Origin of the sequence: Pseudomonas sp. S4_EA_1b (assembly GCF_016307435.1) — a bacterium.
GTDB classification, from domain to species: Bacteria; Pseudomonadota; Gammaproteobacteria; order Pseudomonadales; family Pseudomonadaceae; genus Aquipseudomonas; species Aquipseudomonas rhodesiae.
Map to the genome: position 1 here is coordinate 1 of NZ_JAEILC010000113.1, position 20,849 is coordinate 20,849.

General features: G+C 63.2%; 17 protein-coding genes. 6 read left to right on the forward strand and 11 right to left on the reverse strand.

All coding sequences use genetic code 11. The features are described 5' to 3' along the window. The first annotated feature begins 287 nt into the window (after positions 1–287). Positions 288–1,913 (forward strand): methyl-accepting chemotaxis protein, encoded by a 1,626-nt coding sequence (locus tag YA0848_RS29325; protein ID WP_034113216.1) that lies wholly within the window; start codon positions 288–290, stop codon positions 1,911–1,913. A gap of 63 nt (positions 1,914–1,976) precedes the next feature. Here YA0848_RS29325 and YA0848_RS29330 read toward each other — a convergent pair whose 3' ends face one another. The 10 genes from YA0848_RS29330 to YA0848_RS29375 form a co-directional block, all read right to left on the reverse strand. Further along, the gene (locus tag YA0848_RS29330) at positions 1,977–2,957 is read right to left on the reverse strand and encodes a 2-hydroxyacid dehydrogenase (RefSeq protein WP_034097096.1); all 981 of its coding nucleotides are present in this window, start codon (positions 2,955–2,957) and stop codon (positions 1,977–1,979) included. Continuing rightward, complete coding sequence (locus tag YA0848_RS29335) at positions 2,954–4,252, reverse strand: MFS transporter (RefSeq protein ID WP_040268099.1); 1,299 nt, start codon at positions 4,250–4,252, stop codon at positions 2,954–2,956. The genes YA0848_RS29330 and YA0848_RS29335 overlap by 4 nt, the downstream gene beginning before the upstream one ends. A 48-nt stretch (positions 4,253–4,300) precedes the next feature. Then, positions 4,301–5,242, reverse strand: coding sequence for a sugar kinase (locus tag YA0848_RS29340; protein WP_034097100.1), 942 nt, complete (start codon positions 5,240–5,242; stop codon positions 4,301–4,303). Further along, positions 5,235–6,017, reverse strand: a complete 783-nt coding sequence (locus tag YA0848_RS29345) for a sugar phosphate isomerase/epimerase family protein (RefSeq protein WP_040268102.1) — start codon at positions 6,015–6,017, stop codon at positions 5,235–5,237. The genes YA0848_RS29340 and YA0848_RS29345 overlap by 8 nt, the downstream gene beginning before the upstream one ends. 47 nt (positions 6,018–6,064) lie before the next feature. Then, positions 6,065–7,084 carry a LacI family DNA-binding transcriptional regulator gene (locus tag YA0848_RS29350; protein WP_099313246.1) on the reverse strand — a complete coding sequence of 340 codons (1,020 nt, stop codon included), beginning with the start codon at positions 7,082–7,084 and terminating at the stop codon, positions 6,065–6,067. A 109-nt stretch (positions 7,085–7,193) separates the two neighbouring features. Further along, positions 7,194–7,793 carry a LysE family translocator gene (locus YA0848_RS29355; protein WP_169903211.1) on the reverse strand — a complete coding sequence of 200 codons (600 nt, stop codon included), beginning with the start codon at positions 7,791–7,793 and terminating at the stop codon, positions 7,194–7,196. Between the two features lie 54 nt (positions 7,794–7,847). Next, positions 7,848–8,687 (reverse strand): AraC family transcriptional regulator, encoded by an 840-nt coding sequence (locus YA0848_RS29360; RefSeq protein ID WP_034097104.1) that lies wholly within the window; start codon positions 8,685–8,687, stop codon positions 7,848–7,850. A 70-nt stretch (positions 8,688–8,757) separates the two neighbouring features. After that, positions 8,758–9,399 (reverse strand): DUF1345 domain-containing protein, encoded by a 642-nt coding sequence (locus YA0848_RS29365; protein WP_034097106.1) that lies wholly within the window; start codon positions 9,397–9,399, stop codon positions 8,758–8,760. A gap of 114 nt (positions 9,400–9,513) precedes the next feature. Next, the gene (locus tag YA0848_RS29370; protein WP_169903212.1) at positions 9,514–12,606 is read right to left on the reverse strand and encodes an efflux RND transporter permease subunit; all 3,093 of its coding nucleotides are present in this window, start codon (positions 12,604–12,606) and stop codon (positions 9,514–9,516) included. Positions 12,607–12,608: 2 nt separating this feature from the next. After that, the gene (locus YA0848_RS29375; protein WP_169903213.1) at positions 12,609–13,763 is read right to left on the reverse strand and encodes an efflux RND transporter periplasmic adaptor subunit; all 1,155 of its coding nucleotides are present in this window, start codon (positions 13,761–13,763) and stop codon (positions 12,609–12,611) included. A gap of 228 nt (positions 13,764–13,991) precedes the next feature. Between YA0848_RS29375 and YA0848_RS29380 the strand changes: the two genes are divergently transcribed. The 4 genes from YA0848_RS29380 (at position 13,992) to YA0848_RS29395 (ending at position 17,716) form a co-directional block, all read left to right on the forward strand. Beyond that, entirely contained in the window at positions 13,992–14,693 is a 702-nt protein-coding gene (locus tag YA0848_RS29380; RefSeq protein WP_034097114.1) for a response regulator transcription factor, read from the forward strand. Between the two features lie 3 nt (positions 14,694–14,696). Further along, entirely contained in the window at positions 14,697–16,001 is a 1,305-nt protein-coding gene (locus tag YA0848_RS29385) for an ATP-binding protein (RefSeq protein ID WP_034097115.1), read from the forward strand. A gap of 66 nt (positions 16,002–16,067) precedes the next feature. Beyond that, the gene (locus YA0848_RS29390) at positions 16,068–16,838 is read left to right on the forward strand and encodes a class I SAM-dependent methyltransferase (protein ID WP_169903214.1); all 771 of its coding nucleotides are present in this window, start codon (positions 16,068–16,070) and stop codon (positions 16,836–16,838) included. Between the two features lie 92 nt (positions 16,839–16,930). Beyond that, positions 16,931–17,716, forward strand: a complete 786-nt coding sequence (locus YA0848_RS29395; RefSeq protein ID WP_034097119.1) for a sulfite exporter TauE/SafE family protein — start codon at positions 16,931–16,933, stop codon at positions 17,714–17,716. A gap of 45 nt (positions 17,717–17,761) precedes the next feature. Here the strand turns inward: YA0848_RS29395 and YA0848_RS29400 are convergent, their stop codons facing one another. Continuing rightward, on the reverse strand, positions 17,762–19,000 hold the full coding sequence (locus YA0848_RS29400; RefSeq protein ID WP_169903215.1) for an acyl-CoA dehydrogenase family protein: 1,239 nt from the start codon (positions 18,998–19,000) through the stop codon (positions 17,762–17,764). Between the two features lie 266 nt (positions 19,001–19,266). On the opposite strand from YA0848_RS29400, the gene sfnG reads away from it, so the two are divergent. Further along, positions 19,267–20,352 carry a dimethylsulfone monooxygenase SfnG gene (gene sfnG, locus YA0848_RS29405; protein WP_169903216.1) on the forward strand — a complete coding sequence of 362 codons (1,086 nt, stop codon included), beginning with the start codon at positions 19,267–19,269 and terminating at the stop codon, positions 20,350–20,352. Positions 20,353–20,849 lie beyond the last annotated feature (497 nt).

The window sequence follows — 20,849 nt, forward strand, 5'->3', positions numbered from 1 at the left end:
GCCTTAGATCAGGGCCGATTTATCGCGGGGGCGGGGGGCTTGAGAGTCAGACAAAATATGGGCTCGGGTCGGAAAAGGGAGGCGCAGGATGCCAGAAAGCGCCGATGCTCAGAAGTGTAAAAAAATATTTATAAGCGCCCTGCATAAAATCCCAATCCTTGCCGATACTGCTTACAGGCCCACCTATTAAAAACAACAGTGGCGTCCAAGGTCAGGCAGCGCGTTGCCGCTGATTGATCGTTTCGCGGCAGGGATTGCGCGCAGGCACTCACTTCGGGAACACGTCTATGTCGCTTCGTCATTTGAATATCGCCCCTCGCGCTTCGCTGGGTTTCGCCTTTATCGCGTTGTTAGTGGTGCTGTTGGGTGGGTTCGCGGCCAACCGTATGACCTTGATTCGTCAAGCATCGGTGGACATGAACACCAATCAACTGCCCAGTGTGACGTTCCTGGGGCAGGTGACCGAGAACGTGTTGCGCATGCGCATTCTGTCGTTTCGCGTATTGGTCAACCGCGAACCTGCGGCGCTCAAGGAAGCCGAAACCCGCATTGGAGTGTTGGTCGACAAGGCCAAAACGGCCCAGGCCGCCTACGCGGCTTTGCCTGCAGGGCCGGATGAAGCGGCGCTGTTCAAGACGTTCTCCAGCACGCTGGACACCTATCTGAAAGCCCAGGCCGATATGCTCAGCCTGTCCCGGGACGGCAAGGTCGAAGAAATGCGCACCCTGATCAACACCCGGATCAAGGACGGCACCGACCAGATGGGCGAGCAACTGAACAAACTGATTGCGATGAACGGCGCGGCGGCCAAGCAAGCCAATGATGTAGCGGGCCAGAGCTATAACAGCGCCATCACCGGCATCGTGGTGGTGTCGGTCGCCGCCGCGTTGTTGACGGTGCTGCTGGCCTGGCTGCTGACCCGCAGCATCGTCACGCCGCTGCGCAAAGCCGTGCAGGTAGCCGAGACCATCGCCGGCGGCAACCTCAGCAGCGTGATTGAGGACGACGGCAGGGACGAGCCGGCACGCCTGCTCGGCGCGTTGTCCACCATGCAGACCAACCTGCGCCAGACCATCCGCCATATCGCCGGTTCGGCCACTCAACTGGCCTCGGCGGCTGAAGAGTTGAGCGCGGTCACCGAAGAAGCCTCTCGCGGCCTGCAGCAACAGAACGACGAAATCGACCAGGCCGCCACGGCGGTCAATGAGATGACCGCCGCGGTGGAAGAAGTGGCGCGCAACGCGGTTTCTACTTCCGAAGCCTCGCGCCAGTCCAACCAGGCTGCGCGCGAAGGCCGCGATCGCGTGGTGCAAACCGTCGACGCGATCCAGACCATGACCCACGACGTGCAAAGCACCGCTGTGATGATCGAAGGTCTGGCCACCCAGGGGCGTGACATCGGTAAGGTGCTCGACGTGATCCGCGCGATTGCCGAGCAGACCAACCTGCTGGCCCTTAACGCCGCGATCGAAGCGGCCCGCGCCGGTGAGGCCGGGCGCGGTTTTGCGGTGGTGGCTGACGAAGTTCGGGCCTTGGCCCATCGCACCGCGCAGTCGACCCAGGAGATCGAGAAAATGGTCGCCGGCATCCAGAATGGCACCGGCGAGGCCGTGCAATCGATGCAGCAGAGCAATCAACGCACCCAGGACACCCTGGAAATGGCCCGCGCCGCCGGTGTTGCGCTGGAGCAGATCACCCAGTCCATCAGCCTGATCAACGAGCGCAATCTGGTAATCGCCAGCGCCTCGGAAGAACAGGCCCAGGTGTCCCGCGAAGTGGACCGCAACCTGGTCAATATCCGCGACCTGGCGTCGCAGTCCACCTCCGGCGCCAACCAGACCAGCGCCGCCAGCCATGAACTGTCGCGCCTGGCCGTGGACTTGAACGCGATGGTGGCCAAGTTCGTGATCTGACGCCGCTCTGTGGGAGGTGGCAAGCCCCCTCTCACAGGTGATCTGTGTTTGCCTTCGGTGTGGCTATTGCTTCCAGGCGGTCGGGTTGACCAGGTTTTTCGGCTTCTCGCCCGCCAGAGCGGCCAACAGATTATCCACCGCACAGGTGGCCATGGCCTCGCGCGTTTCGTGGGTCGCCGAGCCGATGTGGGGCGTGGCCACTACGTTGTTCAACCGCAGCAGCGGCGAGCTGTGATCCAGCGGTTCCTTCTCGAACACATCCAGCCCCGCCGCGCGGATCGTGCGTTGCTGCAACGCCTCGATCAGCGCCGCTTCGTCCACCACTTTGCCGCGGGAAATATTGATAAAGATCGTGTCCGGGCCCATCAACGCGAACTGCTCGGCGCCGATCAGCTTTTCGGTCTCGGCGGTCAGCGGCAGGGTCAGGCAGACAAAATCGGCCTGTTGCAGCAAGTCTTCAAGGCTGCGGTACTGCGCGCCGAAGCGCTCCTCGACCCGTGGCTTGGGCGAGTGGCTGTGGTAGAGCACCGGCATGCCGAAGCCGAAATGCCCGCGCTGGGCCAGGGCTTCGCCGATGCGGCCCATGCCGATGATGCCCAGGGTCTTGCCGTGCACATCGCTGCCGAAATGCGCCGGGCCAATGTTCTTATGCCATTGCCCGGCGCGGACCATATCGGCCAGTTCCACCACGCGGCGGGCACTGGCCAGGATCAGCGCGAAGCCGGTGTCGGCGGTGGTTTCGGTGAGTACGTCCGGGGTGTTGCTGAGCAGGATGCCGCGTCGGGTGAGGTAGTCGATATCGTAGTTGTCGACCCCCACCGAAACGCTGGCCACCGCTTCCAGTTGCGGCGCCAGGTCCAGCAAGTGTGCGTCCAGGCGCAGGCTGGCGCCCAGCAGGCCATGGGCGTTCGGCAGGGCGTCGCGCAGCTTGGCCAGGCCGGTGTCATCCAGAGCTTCGATCAGGGTGACGTCTACCTGCTCGTGCAGGCGCGCCATCAGCGGCGCGGAGAGTTTTTTGTACAGCACCACAGACTTTTTTTTCATTGGGCTTTTACCTTCAATTCAAGGGGTGGCAATGGCGCGCGTTGACGGTCGCTGGCGCCGGGCTTGAGGAAAATCGTCAGCACCACCGACAGCATCAGCGCGCCGCTCATCAACAGGTACGAGGCGCCAGGCGAGCCGGTGCTGCTGTTGAGGTAACCCACCAGGTACGAGCCGCCAAACGAGCCGAGGGCGCCCATGCTGTTGATCAGCGCCATGGCGCCGCCGGCGACGTTGGCCGGCAGGATTTCCGGCACGATGGCGAAAAACGGGCCGTAAGGCGCATACATGCACGCCCCGGCAATCACCAGCAGGGTGTAGGACCACCAGAAATGTTCGGCACCGAGCACGTAGGAGGCATAGAACGCAATGGAGGCGATCAGCAGCGGTGGCCACACAAAGCGTTTACGTTTTTGCAGCTTGTCCGAGCCCCAGCTCACCAGCAGCATGCCGATCACCGCCGCCAGGTAAGGCAATGCCGACAGCCAGCCGGCCTCGACCATGTCCATCTGCAGACCTTTTTTGAGGATCGACGGCAGCCACAGCACAAACCCGTACACCCCGATGCTCCAGCAAAAGAACTGCAAGGCCAGGATGATCACCTTGGGCGAACGGAAGGCTTCGGCGTAGTTCTTCACTGCCTTGATGCCGACCTGTTCGGCGGCCAGGGCAGTTTCCAGTTCCTGCTTTTGCCCGTCGCTCAACCAAGTGGCGTCCTTGGGACGTTCATCGGCCAGCTTCCACCAGATAAACGCCCACAGCACCGCCGGCAGGCCTTCGATGATAAACATCCAGCGCCAGCTGAAATGCTGCACCAGGTAGCCCGACACCACCGACATCCACAACATGGTCACCGGGTTGCCGAGGATCAAAAAGGTATTGGCCCGCGAGCGTTCGGCGCGGGTGAACCAGTGGCACAGGTACACCAGCATTGCCGGCATCACCGCCGCTTCCACCACGCCGAGCAGAAAGCGGATGGCGATCAGCATATAGGCGTTGGACACCACGCCGGTGAGGGTGGCAAGGCCGCCCCACAGGATCAAGCTGACAAAAATCAGTTTCTTCACGCTGCGCTTTTGCGCATAGATCGCTCCCGGCACCTGGAAGAAAAAGTAGCCGAGGAAGAACAGGGCTCCCAGCAGTGACGACATGCCGGGGGTGATCATCAGGTCTTCGGCCATCCCGGAGGCGGCGGCGAAGCCGTAGTTGGCGCGGTCCAGGTACGCCAGGCTGTAGGTGATAAACACGATAGGCATGATGTACCACCAGCGGCGGGTGGCGAGTTTCACGGTTTCCATGGGCTTGCTCCTGAGCTTGTTGTAGTTGTGGCAACAGGGTGTTAGGGATCAGGCGACGGATCGACCGAGCAGTTCGGCGCGGGTGGGCAGGCCTTCCATGTCGCCGCGACTTTGCACGGCGCGGCTGCCGACCCAATTGCCGCGACGCACGGCTTCGGGGAAGCTGAGCTTTTCCAGCAGGGCACTGATCATGCCCACGGCAAAACCGTCGCCGGCACCCACGGTGTCGACGACTTTTTCCACCGGCACGGCGGCGATAAAGCCCTGGTCCAGCTGGGTGCGGTAGTAGGCCCCGTCCGCGCCGAGCTTGATCGCCACGGCTTCGGCACCCTGGTCGAGGTAGAACGCGGCAATGTCGGCCGGGTCATCGAAACCGGTGAGCAGACGACCTTCGCCCAGGCCCGGCAAAACCCAGTCGGCCAGGCCGGCGAGGGCGTTGATCTCGGCAATCATCTGCGCCTGGCTGGCCCACAGCGACGGGCGCAGGTTGGGATCGAACGACACGCTGTGCCCGGCTTGGCGCATTTGCGTCATTAGCGCGCGGGACAGCTCGCCGGTGGCTGCGGATAACGCTGGCGGGATCCCGGTGGCATGCAGATGGCGGGCCTGTAGCAGCGCGGGGCCGATGTCGGCGACGGACAGATGGCTGGCGGCGGAGCCCTTGCGGAAATATTCCACCTGGGGATCGGCACCGGCTTCTTCGCGGGATTTGAATTGAAACCCGGTGGGGTGCAGCGGGTCGACGGCCACGTGCCGGCAGTCCAAGCCTTCGCGGCTGAGGGTATCCACCACAAAGCGGCCCAGGGAATCGTCGCCCACCCGGCTCAGCCAGGCCACGTTGAAGCCCAGCCGCGACAGGCCGATGGCGACGTTGCTGTCGGCCCCGGCGATGCGTTTGTGAAACTGGCTGACCTGGGCCAGGTCGCCGGTCTGTTCGGCGACGAACATCGCCATGGTTTCCCCAAACGACAACACATCGATCTCAGACATGCGCGTTCTCCGCGAGAGGTTGGCCAAGCACGGCGAGGCTGGCGACCTGACGTGCGGTGACATCGAGCAGGTCGTCGCCGTGCAGCGGAAATTCCACTGCCCGTGTAATGCCTTGAGTCATGTGGGAGAGCAGTTGTTCCCACTGATGCAAATCGGTGGCGCCAGGCGGCAGCGCCACCAGCTTGCCGTCCGCGCGACGGCTCACGGCCTTGCAGTGCAGGTAGTCCACATGCCGGCCCAGCAGGCGCGCGGCGGTGAGGGCGGACTGGTCCTGCCATTGCCAGTTGCCGATATCGAAGGTCATTTTGATTGGCAGACCCAAGCGTTCGACTTCGCTGAAAAAGCGTTGCATGGGTTCGATACGGCCGCCGTGCAAGGTCTGGTCGTTTTCCACCAGCAAGCGCACCGGATGACGCCGCAGCAGTGCGTGCAGGCTTTCCAGGTCGTTAGTGTCGGTGAAGTAGCCCAAGGAGACTTTCAGCCAGCGCGCGCCGAAGGCCTGGGCGCGATCCAGCGTCGCGCTCAGTTCAGCATTCGGCTGGGCGCGACCGGCGACCCACAGTTCCAGCGGCGATGAAAACACCGCTTCCAGGCCCTGTGCCGCGACGGCCTGGGCCAGCTCGGCGGGTTGCTCGACGGTCAGCAGTTCTTCACGCCACTCGATGCGCTGGGCACCGGCCTGGGCCAGTAATTGGACGAAACTCAACTGGCCTTGCTGGCGCACCAGCTCAGCGCCGTAGCTGGAGAGGCTGATGGAAACGGGGTATGTGTGCATTGTTTTTGTCCCTCTGAAACCGGTTTCATTTTTGTTCAAAAAAACACTCATCCCTGTCGGCGCGTGGTGGAGCCGCGGATGATGAGTTGGGGCAGGAAATCCAGGGTGCGGGTCGGCTCGGTGTCGCCGCGCAAGCGCTTGAGCAGGCAGTCGAACGCGCTGGCGCCGATGGCCTCGGTGGGTTGGGCGAGGGCGGTGATGCCGTTGCCTACCAGCGGGTACCAGTCCAGGTCATCCAGGGCGATCAGGCCGATGTCGTCAAATAGGTGGCAGCGCAAATTCTTGAGCGCGCGGGTGCAGGCCAGCGCGGCAACGCCGTTGGCGCAGAACAACGCCTTGGGGCCCGGCGTGGCGAGAAAATTGCGCAGGTGAGTTTCAAGGGCGTCGTCCAGCTCCAGCACGGCGCCGCTCAACGCCGGGCGGCGAGCGATCTCGGCTTTGAAACTGGCCAGGCGCTCCAGGCGCGAGCTGGTGCCATCGGTGGCTTCGCTGACCAGCAGCAAGTCGCGGTAGCCCTGTTGTTCCAGGTGTTCCACCGCCATGCGCACCGCCGCCGGGTTGTCCAGCCCCACCAGGTCGCTGTGCAGCGGCTCGACCTTGCGGTCCACCAGCACCAGGGGCATTTCCCGTTGCAATTCCAGCAGTTGGTCGAGGTGATGGCCGAGGGTGTTCACGATCAGGCCTTCGATGTTGTACGAGCGTAGGGCCGCCAGGTGCTGGCGTTCCTGTTCATCGTCGCGGTCGGTGTTGCACACCACCAGGCTGTAGCCGTGCTGGCGGCAGGCGGTTTCGACGCCGTGCATCACCGCAATGGAATAGGGGTTACGGATATCCGCCACCAGCATACCGATCAGGCGCGTGCGGCCACGTTTAAGGCCGCGGGCCATCTGGTTGGGACGGTAACCGAGTTGTTCGATGGCTTGCTCGATGCGCAGGGCGATCGCATCGGAGAGCAGGGCGCGGTCTTCGCCGATAAAACGCGAGACGCTGGCTTTGGACACGCCGGCGTGCCGGGCAACATCGAGCATGGTCACGCGGCTGCGTTGGGCGGCGGAAAAAGTGTTCACGGTCATCGACCTTCTATTTTTATTGGAATGACTGAAACCGGTTTCAGGAAACCACTAAAGTACGAAAGTCGTCAAGAAGTTGTAGGACACCGTCGGATGGCCGGCGTGCTCAGATCCACACACTCAGCCATGTCGCACTCAACAATAACAACGCCATGCCACGGTTGAGCCGCTGCATCGCCAGCCCCGAACCGAGCACCCGCGCAGAACCAGCGCCCAGCAAGGCCCAGACACCGAGGCAGGGGATCGAGATCAGAAAAAACACCAGAGACAGGTAGATCACCTGGCTCTGGCGCTCAACGCCATTACCGGCGAACACGCTGACCACCGCCAGGGCCATCATCCAGGTTTTGGGGTTGACCACTTGCAGACCGGCGGCGCCCATCAGGCCCAAGGGTTTCTGGCTGGCGTCCACTTCGACACCTTGGGGCGGTGCGCGGTAAATTTTCCAGGCCAGGTAGCTCAGCCACGCCACCCCGGCCCATTGCATGACGGCTTGCAGCTTGGGGGCCTGTGTCAGCGACTGGCCGACCCCCGAACCCACCACCAGCACAAGCCCCGCCGCGCCGGCGCATGCGCCGAGAATGATCGGCAGCGCGGCTTTGATGCCGTAACGCGCGCTGTTGCTCAGCACCAGGATATTGGTGGGCCCCGGGGTGATGGACGCGACAAAGGCAAACAGCATGAACGGCAGCAAGGTGGACAACATGGCAAGTGACTCCGATAAACCCGATAAAGGCGTCGATGTTCACCAGTTGGGGCGTTATCTGTCTGGAAGAATTGTGCAGCGCTTGCGGTACGCCGCCGGTGTCAGGCCATAGGCGCGCACAAACCAGCGGCCCAGGTGGCTTTGGTCGGCAAAGCCCAGGGTAATCGCCACATCGGCCGGCAGTTCACCCTTGGCCAACAAGTGCCGCGCACGCGCCAGGCGCAGTTGAACCAGATAAGCATGGGGCGGCAGGCCGAACGCGCTTTTGAAGGCGCGGCTCAAGCGAAAGCGGTCAACGCCACAGGCCAGTGCCAGCTCGTCCATGCCCACGTCGTGGTGCAGATGGGCATGCAGGTATTCCCGGGCCTTGTGCGCCACCCATGGCAGGCGCGGGTCCTCTCCATAGCGTCGGCGCCAGTGCAATTGGCCGGTGAGGCGTTCGAGCAATTGATCCATAGCGCGCTGACGCACGATACGCAGTTCGCCGCTATGCAGGGTGCGGAAGGCCTGGCTGGTGGCGAGGGCCAGGCGCGGATCGTCGGCCAAGGTGCTGGCAAACCCCAGCTGGCTGTTGATCGGTGCTTCTTCGAACACCGCGCTGACTTCCCGTGTCAGCCATTGCGGGTCGAGGTAGAGCATGTGGTAGGTGAACCCGTCCGCCGTGGGCGCGTCGCCGTCATGCAGCTCGCCGGGCTCCACCAGGAACACCTGGCCCGGCACGCTGTTGTGACGGGCGCGGCGGCAATTGAATTGCTGCACGCCTTGCTCGGTGACGCCGATCAAGTAGCTGTCATGCCAGTGGGGGTCATAGGCGTGGCCCTCGAAATGCGCGCGCAGCGTTTCGATGCCGGTGTCGGCGTCCTGGGCCAGGTCGATCCAATTGTGCGCGGCCATATCCCCCTCGGCGACGATAAAACCCCATTAGCGCCCCTCGCGGTGTGAGCGTCTAGAAGGTTTGTGCAGCCTAGCCGAAGAGGCCGGCGGCGATGTTGATCGAAAACCCCAGGATCGCCGTGTTGAACAAGAAACCGATCAGCGATTGCCCCAACACCACTTTGCGCATGCCTCGGGTCGCCACGCCCACGTCGGAGGTTTGTACGGCCACGCCGATGGTGAAGGAGAAGTACAGAAAGTCCCAGTAGTTGGGCGTGAGCAAGCCCTCGGCAAAGCGCAACGCCGGCTCCTTGCCGGTCCAGGTGTAATACAGGCGGGCGTAATGCACGCTGAAAATCACCCCGATCAGCAACCACGAGCCGATCACTGTCAACCCGGTAAACCCGTAGTGCAGCAGGCGCTCCGAGGTGGCCAGGTCTTTGCTGCCTACCAGCTCGAACGTGATGGTGGCCAGACTGGCGATGGCGGCGATGCACACCGTGAACAGCACCAGCCCGGCGTTCTCGTCCTCTACCTCGGCGATGCGCTTGACGTCCTCGGCCTTGGCTCGGCTGGTCAACCACAGCATCAGCAGCAGGTAGGTCCACACCCCGGCGTTCCAGCCAATCAGGATTTTGCTGACCAGGCTGTCGGCTGGCGCCAGGATGCCTACGGCAAGGCCAAGGACGGCGGCGGCGGAGAGACGCGGATGGGTGCGGGCAAGGAAGGGCATGGCGCTCACGATTCGGGGGAATAGTGAGCAACATAGGTTGAGCAGCTGCAGGCTGCAAGCTTCAAGCGGCAAGCTGAAGCAAGGGTGCTCTGGCTGGCCGCTTGAAGCTGACAGTCAGCGACTGCGCTTGCGCACCAGCTTCATCACCACCACAAAGAACACCGGCACAAACACCACCGCCAATGTCGCAGTGATCATGCCGCCGATCACCCCTGTACCAATCGCCTGCTGGCTCGCCGAGCTGGCCCCGGTGGCAATCGCCAGCGGCACCACGCCGAGGATAAAGGCCAGCGAGGTCATGATGATCGGCCGCAACCGCAGGCGCGCGGCCTTGAGGGTGGCGTCGATCAGGTCTTCGCCCTGGTCATACAGGTCCTTGGCGAATTCGATGATCAGGATCGCGTTCTTCGCCGACAGGCCGATGATGGTGATCAGGCCCACCTTGAAAAACACATCGTTGGGCATGCCGCGCAAGCTCACCGCCAGTACCGCGCCGAGCACGCCCAGCGGCACGACCAGCAATACCGAGGTCGGGATCGACCAGCTTTCATACAGCGCCGCCAGGCACAGGAACACGATCAGCAGCGACAGCCCCAGCAGTATCGGCGCCTGTGAGCCGGACAAGCGTTCCTGCAGCGACAGGCCGGTCCATTCCTGGCCCAGGCCCGCCGGGAGTTGGCCGACCAGGCGCTGGATCTCGGTCATCGCTTCACCGGTGCTGTAGCCTGGCGCTGCCTCGCCGGAAATCGCAATGGCCGGGTAGCCGTTGTAGCGCGTCAACTGCGCCGGGCCTTGGGTCCATTTGGCCTGCACGAAGGCGGACAGTGGCACCATCTTGCCGGCGTCGTTGCGTACGTGGATCTTCAGCAGGTCCTCGACCTGGCTGCGCCGGTCGCCTTCGGCTTGCACCACTACGCGCTGCATGCGGCCTTGGTTGGGGAAGTCGTTGACATAGGCCGAGCCAATCGCCGACGACAGCACATTGCCCACCTCGGCGAAGGACACCCCCAGTGCGTTGGCTTGTTTGCGGTCGACTTCCAACTGCACCTGGGGCGCCTCGGCCAGGGCGCTTTCGCGCACATTGGCCAGGATCGGGCTTTTCTCCGCCAGGGCCAGCAGTTCGGTGCGCGCCGCCATCAATGCCGCATGGCCGACGCCGCCGCGATCCTGTAGGCGGAACTCGAAACCGCTGGAGGTGCCCAGGCCATCCACGGGCGGCGGCAGGACCGAGTAGGCAATCGCATCTTTAAGCTCGCTGAACGCGCCATTGGCACGCTCGGCAATCGCGGCGGCGGCATCCTCGCTGCTGCGCTCCGACCAGTCCTTGAGCGTGGTAAACGCCAGCGCTGCGTTCTGCCCGGAGCCGGAGAAACTGAAGCCCATAATCATGGTGGTATCGCCCACCCCCGGCTCGCCGGCGTTGTGCGCTTCGATCTGCTCGGCCACCTGCACCGTGCGGTTCTTGCTGGCGCCCGGCGGCAGTTGGATATCGGTGATGGTGTAACCCTGGTCTTCCACCGGTAGGAACGAGGAGGGCAGCCGCGTGAACAATAGCCCCAGGCCCGCCAGCAGCACCAGATAGATCAGCAGGTAGCGGCCGCTGCGCTTGAGGGCGTAGGCCACCCAGCCGGTATAGCGCTCGGTGAGCCGCTCGAAACGCTGGTTGAACCAACCGAAGAAGCCGCCTTTGGCATGGTGCTCGCCCTTGGCGATCGGCTTGAGCAAGGTGGCGCACAGGGCCGGGGTCAAGGTCAGGGCGAGAAACGCCGAGAACAGAATCGAGGTGGCCATCGACAGTGAAAATTGCTGATAGATCACCCCCACGGACCCGGCCATGAACGCCATCGGCAGGAACACCGCCACCAGCACCAGGGTAATGCCGATGATCGCGCCGGTGATCTGCCCCATGGCCTTGCGCGTCGCTTCCTTGGGCGGCAGGCCCTCGGTGACCATGATCCGTTCGACGTTCTCCACCACCACGATGGCATCGTCCACCAGGATACCGATGGCCAACACCATGCCGAACATGGTCAGCACGTTGATGGAGAAACCCAGCAGCAACATGGTGGCGAAGGTGCCCATCAGCGCGATCGGCACCACCAGGGTCGGGATCAACGTGTAGCGCACGTTCTGCAGGAACAGGAACATCACCGCGAACACCAGCGCCATGGCCTCCAGCAGGGTGTAGACCACCTTGGTGATCGAGACTTCGACGAAAGGCGAGGTGTCGTACGGAATCTTGTATTCCACATTGGCCGGGAAATAGCGCGACAGCTCGTCCATCTTCGCCCGCACCAGGGTCGCGGTATTCAGCGCATTGGCGCCCGGTGACAGTTGCACACTGACGGCGGTGGAGGGCTTGCCGTTCAGGCGCGTGGAGAACTGGTATTCCTGGCTGCCGATTTCCACCCGCGCCACATCGCCGATGCGCACGGTGGAACCGTCCGGGTTGGCCTTTAGCACGATGTCGGCGAATTCCGCCGGGGTCGACAACTGGCCTTTGACCAGGATCGCGGCGGTGATTTCCTGGGTATTGGTGCCCGGCAAGTCACCGATGCTGCCGGCCGAGACCTGGGCGTTCTGCGCAGCAATGGCGGCATTCACGTCGGCCGGGGTGAGGTTGAAACCGATCAGCTTCTGCGGGTCGATCCAGATGCGCATGGCGCGCTCGGCCCCGTACAGCTGGGCCTTGCCCACCCCGTCCAGGCGCTTGAGTTCGTTCATCACGTTGCGCGCCAGGTAATCGCTGAGCGCAACGTCATCGAGCTTGCCGTCGTTGGAGGTGAGGGTCACCAGCAGCAGGAAGCCCGCGGAGACTTTTTCCACCTGCAGACCCTGCTGAGTCACGGCCTGGGGCAAGCGCGGCTCCACGGCTTTGAGGCGGTTCTGCACATCCACCTGGGCCATCTCCGGGTTGGTGCCGGGTTGGAAGGTGGCCGTGATCGTCGCCGACCCCAGGCTGCTCTGGGACTCGAAATACAACAGGTGATCGGCGCCGTTGAGTTCCTGCTCGATCAGGCTTACGACGCTCTCATCCAGGGTCTGCGCCGAGGCACCGGGGTACACCGCGTAAATTTCGACTTTCGGCGGCGCAACGTTCGGGTATTGCGCCACCGGCAGCTGGGGGATGGCCAACAGGCCGGCCAACAGAATGAACAGCGCTACCACCCAGGCGAAGATCGGGCGGTCGATAAAGAACTGCGGCATGCTCAGGAATCCTTGTTGGTCAGCTTGGCTGGGCTGTCGTCCACCTGGACTTTCTCACCGGGCCGCGCGTGTTGCAGGCCCTCCACGATGATGCGGTCACCGGGTTTGAGGCCATGGCTGACCACCCAGCGATCACCGATCACCGCGCCCAGCTCCACCGGTTGCTGGCTGACGGTCTGTTCGGCGTCCAGCAGTAGCACCATGGGGACGCCGGCGCTGTCGCGGGTGATGGCGCGCTGCGGCACGCTCAGGCCCTGGGTATCGACTGCCTGCTCCAGGCGTACGCGCACGAAGCTGCCGGGCAGCAGGTCGAGGTCCGGGTTGGGGAACTCGCTGCGCAGAACGATTTGCCCGGTGCCTGGGTCGACGCTGATTTCAGCGAACAGTAATTTGCCTGGCAGCGGGTAGAGGCTGCCGTCGTCCTGGATCAACGTGGCCTTGGCCTGGTCCTGACCGACCTGCTTCAGGCTGCCGGCGCGGAAGGCGCGGCGCAGGTCGTTCAGCTCGCGGGTGGATTGGGTGAGGTCGGCGTGGATCGGGTCCAGTTGCTGGATGATCGCCAGCGGTGTGGCCTCGTTCTGGCCGACCAGGGCGCCTTCGGTGACCAACGCCCGGCCGATGCGCCCTGAAATCGGCGCGGTGACGGTGGCGTAGCCGAGGTTGAGCTTGGCGCGTTCAACGGCGGCTTTATTGGCGGCGACTTCGGCGTTGGTCTGGCGCACGGCGGCGCGGGCGTTGTCGTAGTCCTGGCCGCTGATGGCGTTGCCTTCCACCAACTGGCTGTAGCGCTGCTCTTGCAGGCGCGCCTGGAACGCGTTGGCCTCGGCCTTGCTCAGGTTGGCTTTGGCGCTGTCCAGGTCGGCCTTGAAGGGGGCCGGGTCGATGCGAAACAACACGTCGCCCTGTTTGACGTCATGGCCCTCCTTGAACACCCGCTGCAGCACCACGCCGGCTACCCGCGCGCGCACTTCGGCAATGCGTGGCGCGGCGATGCGCCCGCTCAATTCGCTGCTGATGGACAGGGGCTTGGCTTGCAAGGTCTCGATGCGAACCTTGGCCAGGGGCATTTCCGGCGCTTCGACGGCCGACTGGTCACAGGCACTCAGTGCCAGCGTCAGGGCCAGCAGGCAAAACGGCGCAAACAGATTCTTCGACATGCTCTTATCCCAATAATGACTGGCGCATCCTAAAGTCACCGGCGCCTCGGTGCTGTGAAGCTGTGTAGCAGGTGTGTGAAGAAATGTAAGGTGCGGCGCGCGAGGCACCGAGGGCGTATATCCTTGCACAATCTTGCAACCACTAAGTATCCAATGCAGGAGGGCGTTTGCACCCTCCGGCATTGGGTGTGTGTACGACACATCACTGTATTTTCTGGAAACACCTTCATGCCCAACATCCTCCTGGTCGAAGACGACGCCGCGCTCTCCGAGCTGATTGCCAGCTACCTGGAGCGCAACGGCTACCACGTCAACGTGCTCAGCCGTGGCGATCTGGTGCAGGAACGCGCGCGCCGTGATCCCCCGGACCTGGTAATCCTCGACCTGATGCTGCCCGGGCTTGATGGCCTGCAGGTGTGCCGCCTGCTGCGCGCCGACTCGGCCTGTCTGCCGATCCTGATGCTCACCGCCCGCGACGACAGCCACGATCAGGTACTTGGCCTGGAAATGGGCGCCGATGACTACGTCACCAAACCCTGCGAACCCCGCGTGCTGCTGGCACGGGTGCGCACCTTGCTGCGCCGCAGCAGTTTGTCCGAACCCCAGGTGGCCAACGATCAGATCCTGATGGGCAACCTGTGCATCGACCTGTCGGAGCGCACCGTGACCTGGCGCGACCAGGCCGTGGAGCTGTCCAGCGGCGAATACAACCTGCTGGTGGTGCTGGCGCGGCACGCCGGCGAAGTGCTCAGCCGCGACCAGATCCTGCAGCGCCTGCGCGGTATTGAGTTCAACGGCACCGATCGCTCGGTGGACGTGGCCATCTCCAAGCTGCGGCGCAAGTTCGACGACCATGCCGGCGAAGCGCGCAAGATCAAAACGGTATGGGGCAAGGGTTACTTGTTCAGCCGTTCCGAGTGGGAATGCTGACCCATGTTGCGCGTGCTGATTCGCCTCTTTTTGATCACTATCGTTACCTATAGCGCCGCGATCTACCTGATTCCCAAGCTGGTGATCCAACTGTTCGAACACCGCTACCTGAATTACAACATCGAGCAGACCCGCGGCCAGCAACACCTGATCGTCAAGCAATACCAGCGCGCGCCGGTGGAGCGTTGGTCTCAGGTAACCGAGCAACTGGGGCGGGAGTTTGCGCCGCTGCATGTGCAACTGCTGCTGCGTCAGGACGCCAGTTATACCCTCGAAGAAGCGCGCTTGCTGGAGCAGGGCAAACCGGTGGTGCGCCTGGGCGAGTGGGGCTGGATGGAAGAGATCAGCTCGCCGATCAACGATCAGTTTGTGGTCAAGCTGACCATCCCGCCGGACCCGCTGGACATGAACTTGCTGTACTGGGCCATCAACGTGTTGATTGTCGCCGCGCTGCTGGTGTGCCTGCTGACCTGGCTGCGCCCGCACTGGCGCGACCTTGAGCGCTTGAAAAGCACCGCCGCGCAGTTGGGCCAGGGCAATCTGACAGAGCGCACGGGAATCTCGGCCCGTTCCAGTATCGGCAGCCTGGCCGCGGTGTTCGACACCATGGCCGACGACATCGAGCACCTGCTCAACCAGCAGCGCGACCTGCTCAACGCGGTCTCCCATGAACTGCGCACGCCCCTCACGCGTCTGGACTTCGGCCTGGCCCTGGCGCTGTCCGAAGACCTGCCCCAGGCCAGCCGCGAACGTCTGCAGGGTTTGGTGGCGCATATCCGCGAGCTGGACGAGTTGGTGCTGGAATTGTTGTCCTACAGCCGTTTGCAGAACCCGTCGCAACTGCCGGAGCGGGTGGACGTGGTGCTCGATGAATTTATCGACAGCGTGCTAGGCAGCGTCGATGACGAACTGGAAAACCCCGAGATCGTCATCGATGTGGCGCTCGATTGTGCCGTCGAGCGCTTCAGTCTCGACCCACGCCTCACCGCCCGCGCGTTGCAGAACCTGCTGCGCAACGCCACGCGCTACTGCGAAAAACGCATCCAGGTGGGCGTCAAGGTGTGCCCCAAGGGCTGTGAGATCTGGGTAGACGATGACGGCATCGGCATTCCGCTGGAGCAGCGCGAGCGCATCTTCGAACCCTTCTACCGTCTCGACCGCAGCCGCGACCGTGCCACTGGCGGCTTTGGTCTGGGCCTGGCGATCAGCCGGCGTGCGCTGGAGGCTCAGGGCGGGACGTTGACCGCCCAGGCTTCACCGCTGGGCGGCGCGCGGTTTCGGGTGTGGTTGCCCAGCAGCGCGAGCTGATCGGCCTGCAAGCAGGCGGGCAAAAGAGCATACTGTGGCCCCGTTTTACCCGAGGAGAGATTGACCATGACCGCCGTTCACGCGTCTGCTCAACTAGGTTTCTCAACCCAGGCCGCCACTTACGCCCAGGGGCGGCCAGATTACCCCCGCCAGCTCACGGGCTGGCTCAGCGAGACGCTGGGGGTTACCGGCCAGTCGACGGTGGTCGACCTAGGCGCCGGCACCGGCAAGTTCACCCGCTTGCTCAGTAGCCTGGCGCCGACGCTTATCGCCGTGGAACCCGTGGCGCAGATGGGCGAGCAACTGCTCAAGGCATTGCCCGGTGTACGTCTGGTTTCCGGTACCGCCGACGCCATGCCCCTGGACACTGCAAGTGCCGACGTCGTCGTGTGCGCGCAGGCCTTCCACTGGTTCGCCACACAGGCGGCATTGGCGCAAATTCACCGTGTTCTCAAGCCCGATGGGCGCCTGGGCCTGGTGTGGAATGTGCGCGACGAGTCGGTGGACTGGGTGGCGGCGATCACCGAGATCATCACGCCTTATGAAGGCGACACACCACGGTTCCATACCGGCCGTTGGCGTGATGCCTTTCGCGGCAAGTATTTTTCCATGCCTGAACTGACCTGTTTTGCTTACCAGCACGTAGGCAGCCCCCAGGAAGTGATCATTGATCGCTTCCTCTCGGTGAGTTTCATCGCGGCGCTGCCGGACACGCAAAAGGCCAGCGTCACCGCGCAACTGCACACCTTGATCGACACCCATCCCGACCTGCGCGGGCGCGAGACCGTAGCGTTTCCTTACCAGACACAGGCCTACGTGTGTCGCCGGCTGGCGTAAAAGGCATAAAGTCAGATCATATTGGTATAAGTGGTTATAAGAAAAATCGCTATCCTGCGGCCAGTAATTTATATGGCCGCAGGTAGCTGTTAATGGAAGTGGGTAACTTTGGTTTTGTCATTGCCGGCCTGATCGTGGGTTTTATCGTCGGTATGACCGGCGTCGGCGGCGGTTCTTTGATGACGCCGATCCTGTTGTGGTTCGGTATCAACCCGGCCACGGCCGTGGGCACCGACCTGCTGTACGCCGCTATCACCAAGTCCGGCGGCGTGCTGGTGCACAGCAAGAACAAGAACATCGACTGGACCATCACCGGCTGGCTCACCCTCGGCAGTGTGCCCGCCGTGCTCCTGACCCTGTGGTTCCTGGCCACTTTGCACACCGACCCCAGCGCAATGAACGCGGTGATCAAGCAGGCCCTCGGCGTGGTGCTGCTGCTGACCGCTTTGGCGATTCTGTTCAAGAAAACCCTGTTGGCTTTCGCCCAGCGTCATGCCGGCGACAGCTACCACATGAACCCGCGCAACTTGAATGCCTTGACCGTGCTTACCGGCGCGATCCTCGGCACCATGGTCGCCCTGACCTCCATCGGCGCCGGCGCCCTGGGCACCGTGGCGCTGTTTATCCTCTATCCGTTCCTGGCCACGCGCCGACTGGTGGGCACCGAAATCGCCCACGCCGTGCCGCTGACCCTGGTGGCGGGCCTGGGTCATGCCGGTATGGGCAATATGGACTGGCACCTGCTGGGCTTTCTGCTGATGGGCTCGCTGCCGGGGATTTATATCGGCAGCCACATGACCGGCAAGATCCCGGACGGTGTATTGCGCCCGTGCCTGGCGGTTATGTTGATGGCCGTCGGTTACAAATTGGCGTTCTGAGGTGGGAGGGGCAAGCGCCTCCCACAGGGTTCGGCTCATTCTGTTTTAGTCTTTCGCCGGGCCATTGCCGATCTGCCAAACGAACGGCGGTTCGGTGCCATTGATCACCCAATCCCCCACAATCCGCGCCTTGTAGATCACCGGGTTGTGCGAGGACACGGTCCGCGCGTTGCGCCAATGCCGGTCCAAACCCTTGCCTTGGCGCACATCCGAAGCTCCCAGCGCATTGAACAGTTCGCTGGTGGCCCGCTGAATCAATTCCGACACCACCACCTGCGCCGTGGCCGATTCGATTTCGGCCGCCACATTGGCCTCGCGCTCGGCCACTTCATCCCCGCCGAACCGCGCCAGGTACGCTCGTTGCGCCGGCTCCGCAGCCTTCAACGCGCTGGCTTCGGCGGCATACACCAGGGCGGCGACTTCGCCCACCACCTGCTGAATCTGCGCGTCCTGGCTGACATGGGCGGCATTGCCGTGGCTGTAGATACGCTTGCGGCTGCGTACGTGCTGCGCCACGTCCTTGAGCGCGGCGCGGCCGATCCCGGCGAGACTGGCCAGCAACACCAGTTGATAGAACGCCGTCTGGTATTTGAAGCGGGTGGCAAAGTCGATGAGGTTTTCCGCCTCCACCACGGCATTGGTAAAGCGCGACGTGCCGCTGCCGGTGGTGCGTTGGCCAAAGCCGTCCCAGTCATCGCTGTGCACCACCCCAGGCTGGCGCGCGCGGGTGGCGGCAATCACGTCGCCGCCGGTGTCGCTGCGTTGGGCGTACACGTCAATCCAGTCGGCGAAAATGCTGCCGGTGCTGTAGAACTTCTCGCCATTGAGCGCCCACTGATCACCGTTCGGTGTGACTTGGGTGATCACCTCGCCGATGGCCACTGCGCCGATTTCGGTCCAGGCGCAGCCGACGATGTCGCCGTCGACGAAGCGCTTGAACCACAGGTCACGGCCGGCGCCGGGCGCGGCATTCAGGCGGTCTTCGACAAAGGCGAAGTGCCCGCGCAGGGCCTGGGGCACGTTGGAGTCGGCTTCGGCCAGCTCGATCAGCAGCGCGAACAACTGCGGCAGCGAGGCGCCGCCGCCCCCGTATTCCACCGGCACGCGTAGGGCGCCAAAGCCGGCCTCTTTAAGCCATTGGATCGGCGCGTGGGGCAGGGTGCGGGTGTTTTCCCGTTCCAGCGCGCCCTCGGCGATGCGTTGGAAAATCGGGCGAAAGCGCGCCGCCAGGGCGGCATAGTCGGCGCCGGTAGCCAACGGATTGATGATGTGGTGTTCGGTCATGGGACGGTTCCTGGGCAGTGATCGGTGCAAGGGCAATTGCACACTCCGTGCCGGGCGCCGAGCCCAGTGTTTATGGGGATTGAAGGGTTAGAACTGTTGCCCTGGCAACAGCGATCCGACAAAACGGCGCGAAGCCCGACACTGGCCGCCAAGGGGGCCCCGCCCGTAATATCCCGCGCAACCGCCCTGGCTCGGGGGCTTTGCCCAGGCTGGCACGCTTGCTGCTCAACCCTTCGGTACATCCCTTTTGTGCGAGGTACCGTTCGATGAGTCAGCAAGCCGTGAAATTTGCCTATTGGGTGCCCAACGTCAGCGGTGGGCTGGTGGTCAGCAAGATCGAGCAACGCACCCACTGGGGCATCGACTACAACCGCAAACTGGCGCAACTGGCCGAGGCGGCCGGCTTCGAGTACGGCCTGACCCAGATCCGCTTCACCGCCGGTTACGGCGCCGAGAACCAACATGAGTCCGTGGCGTTCAGCCATGCCCTGCTGGCCGCCACCACCCGACTCAAGGTTATCGCCGCGATCCTGCCCGGGCCCTGGCAGCCGGCGCTGGCGGCCAAGCAACTGGCGACCATCGACCAGCTCACCAACGGCCGCATCGCGGTGAATATCGTCAGCGGCTGGTTCAAGGGCGAGTTTCAGGCCATCGGCGAGCCTTGGCTGGAGCACGATGAGCGCTATCGCCGCTCCGAAGAATTCATCCGTGCGCTCAAAGGCATCTGGACCCAGGACGATTTCACCTTCAAGGGCGACTTCTACCGCTTCAACAACTACACCCTCAAACCCAAGCCGCTCGGCCGGCCGGAAGTGTTCCAGGGCGGCAGCTCGCGGGCCGCGCGGGATATGGCCGCGCGGGTGTCGGATTGGTATTTCACCAATGGCAACACCCCGGAAGGTATCAAGGCCCAGGTCGATGACATCCGCGCCAAGGCTGCGGCGAACAACCATTCGGTCAAGATCGGCGTGAATGCCTTTGTGATTGCCCGCGATACAGAGGAAGAAGCCCGCGCCGTGCTGGCCGAAATCATCGACAAAGCCGACCCGCAAGCGGTGAACGCCTTTGGTGACGCCGCCAAACAAGCCGGCAAGGCCTCGCCCGAAGGCGAGGGCAACTGGGCCAAGTCCAGTTTTGAAGACCTGGTGCAGTATAACGACGGCTTCAAGACCAACCTGATCGGCACGCCGCAACAAATCGCCGAACGCATCGTCGCCCTCAAGGCCGTGGGCGTGGACCTGGTGCTGGCGGGCTTTCTGCACTTCCAGGAAGAAGTGGAGTACTTCGGCAAGCGGGTATTGCCGCTGGTGCGCGAATTGGAGGCCAAGGCAGGGATCAGGCAGGTGGCATGAGGACCAATGGGGCCGCTTCGCAGCCCAGCGCGGGGCAAGCCCGCTCACCACATGGCTGGGTGTCAGCCTCTGAGAGTTGTGTAGGCATCGCCGATGAGCATCGGTATCTACACATCTCCGGTAGAAACATCACCTGAGCACATGAGCTTTTTGTGGTGAGCGGGCTTGCCCCGCGCCGGGACGCGCAGCGGCCCTTTCTCCAGTCGCTGCGGTGTGCCTGGAATAAACGGTCGTCAGGTTTGGGGCCGCTTCGCAGCCCAGCGCAGGGCAAGCCTGCTCAACACAGGGTGGGTGTCAGCCTCTGAGAGTTGTGTAGGCATCCCCAATGAGCATCGGTATCTACATATCTCCGGTAGAAACATAACCTGAGCATATGAGCTTTTTGTGGTGAGCGGGCTGGCCCCGCGCCGGGCCGCGCAGCGGCCCTTTCTCCAGACGCTGCGGTGTGCCTGGCATAAACGGTTGTCAGGTCTTGGGGCCGCTTCGCAGCCCAGCGC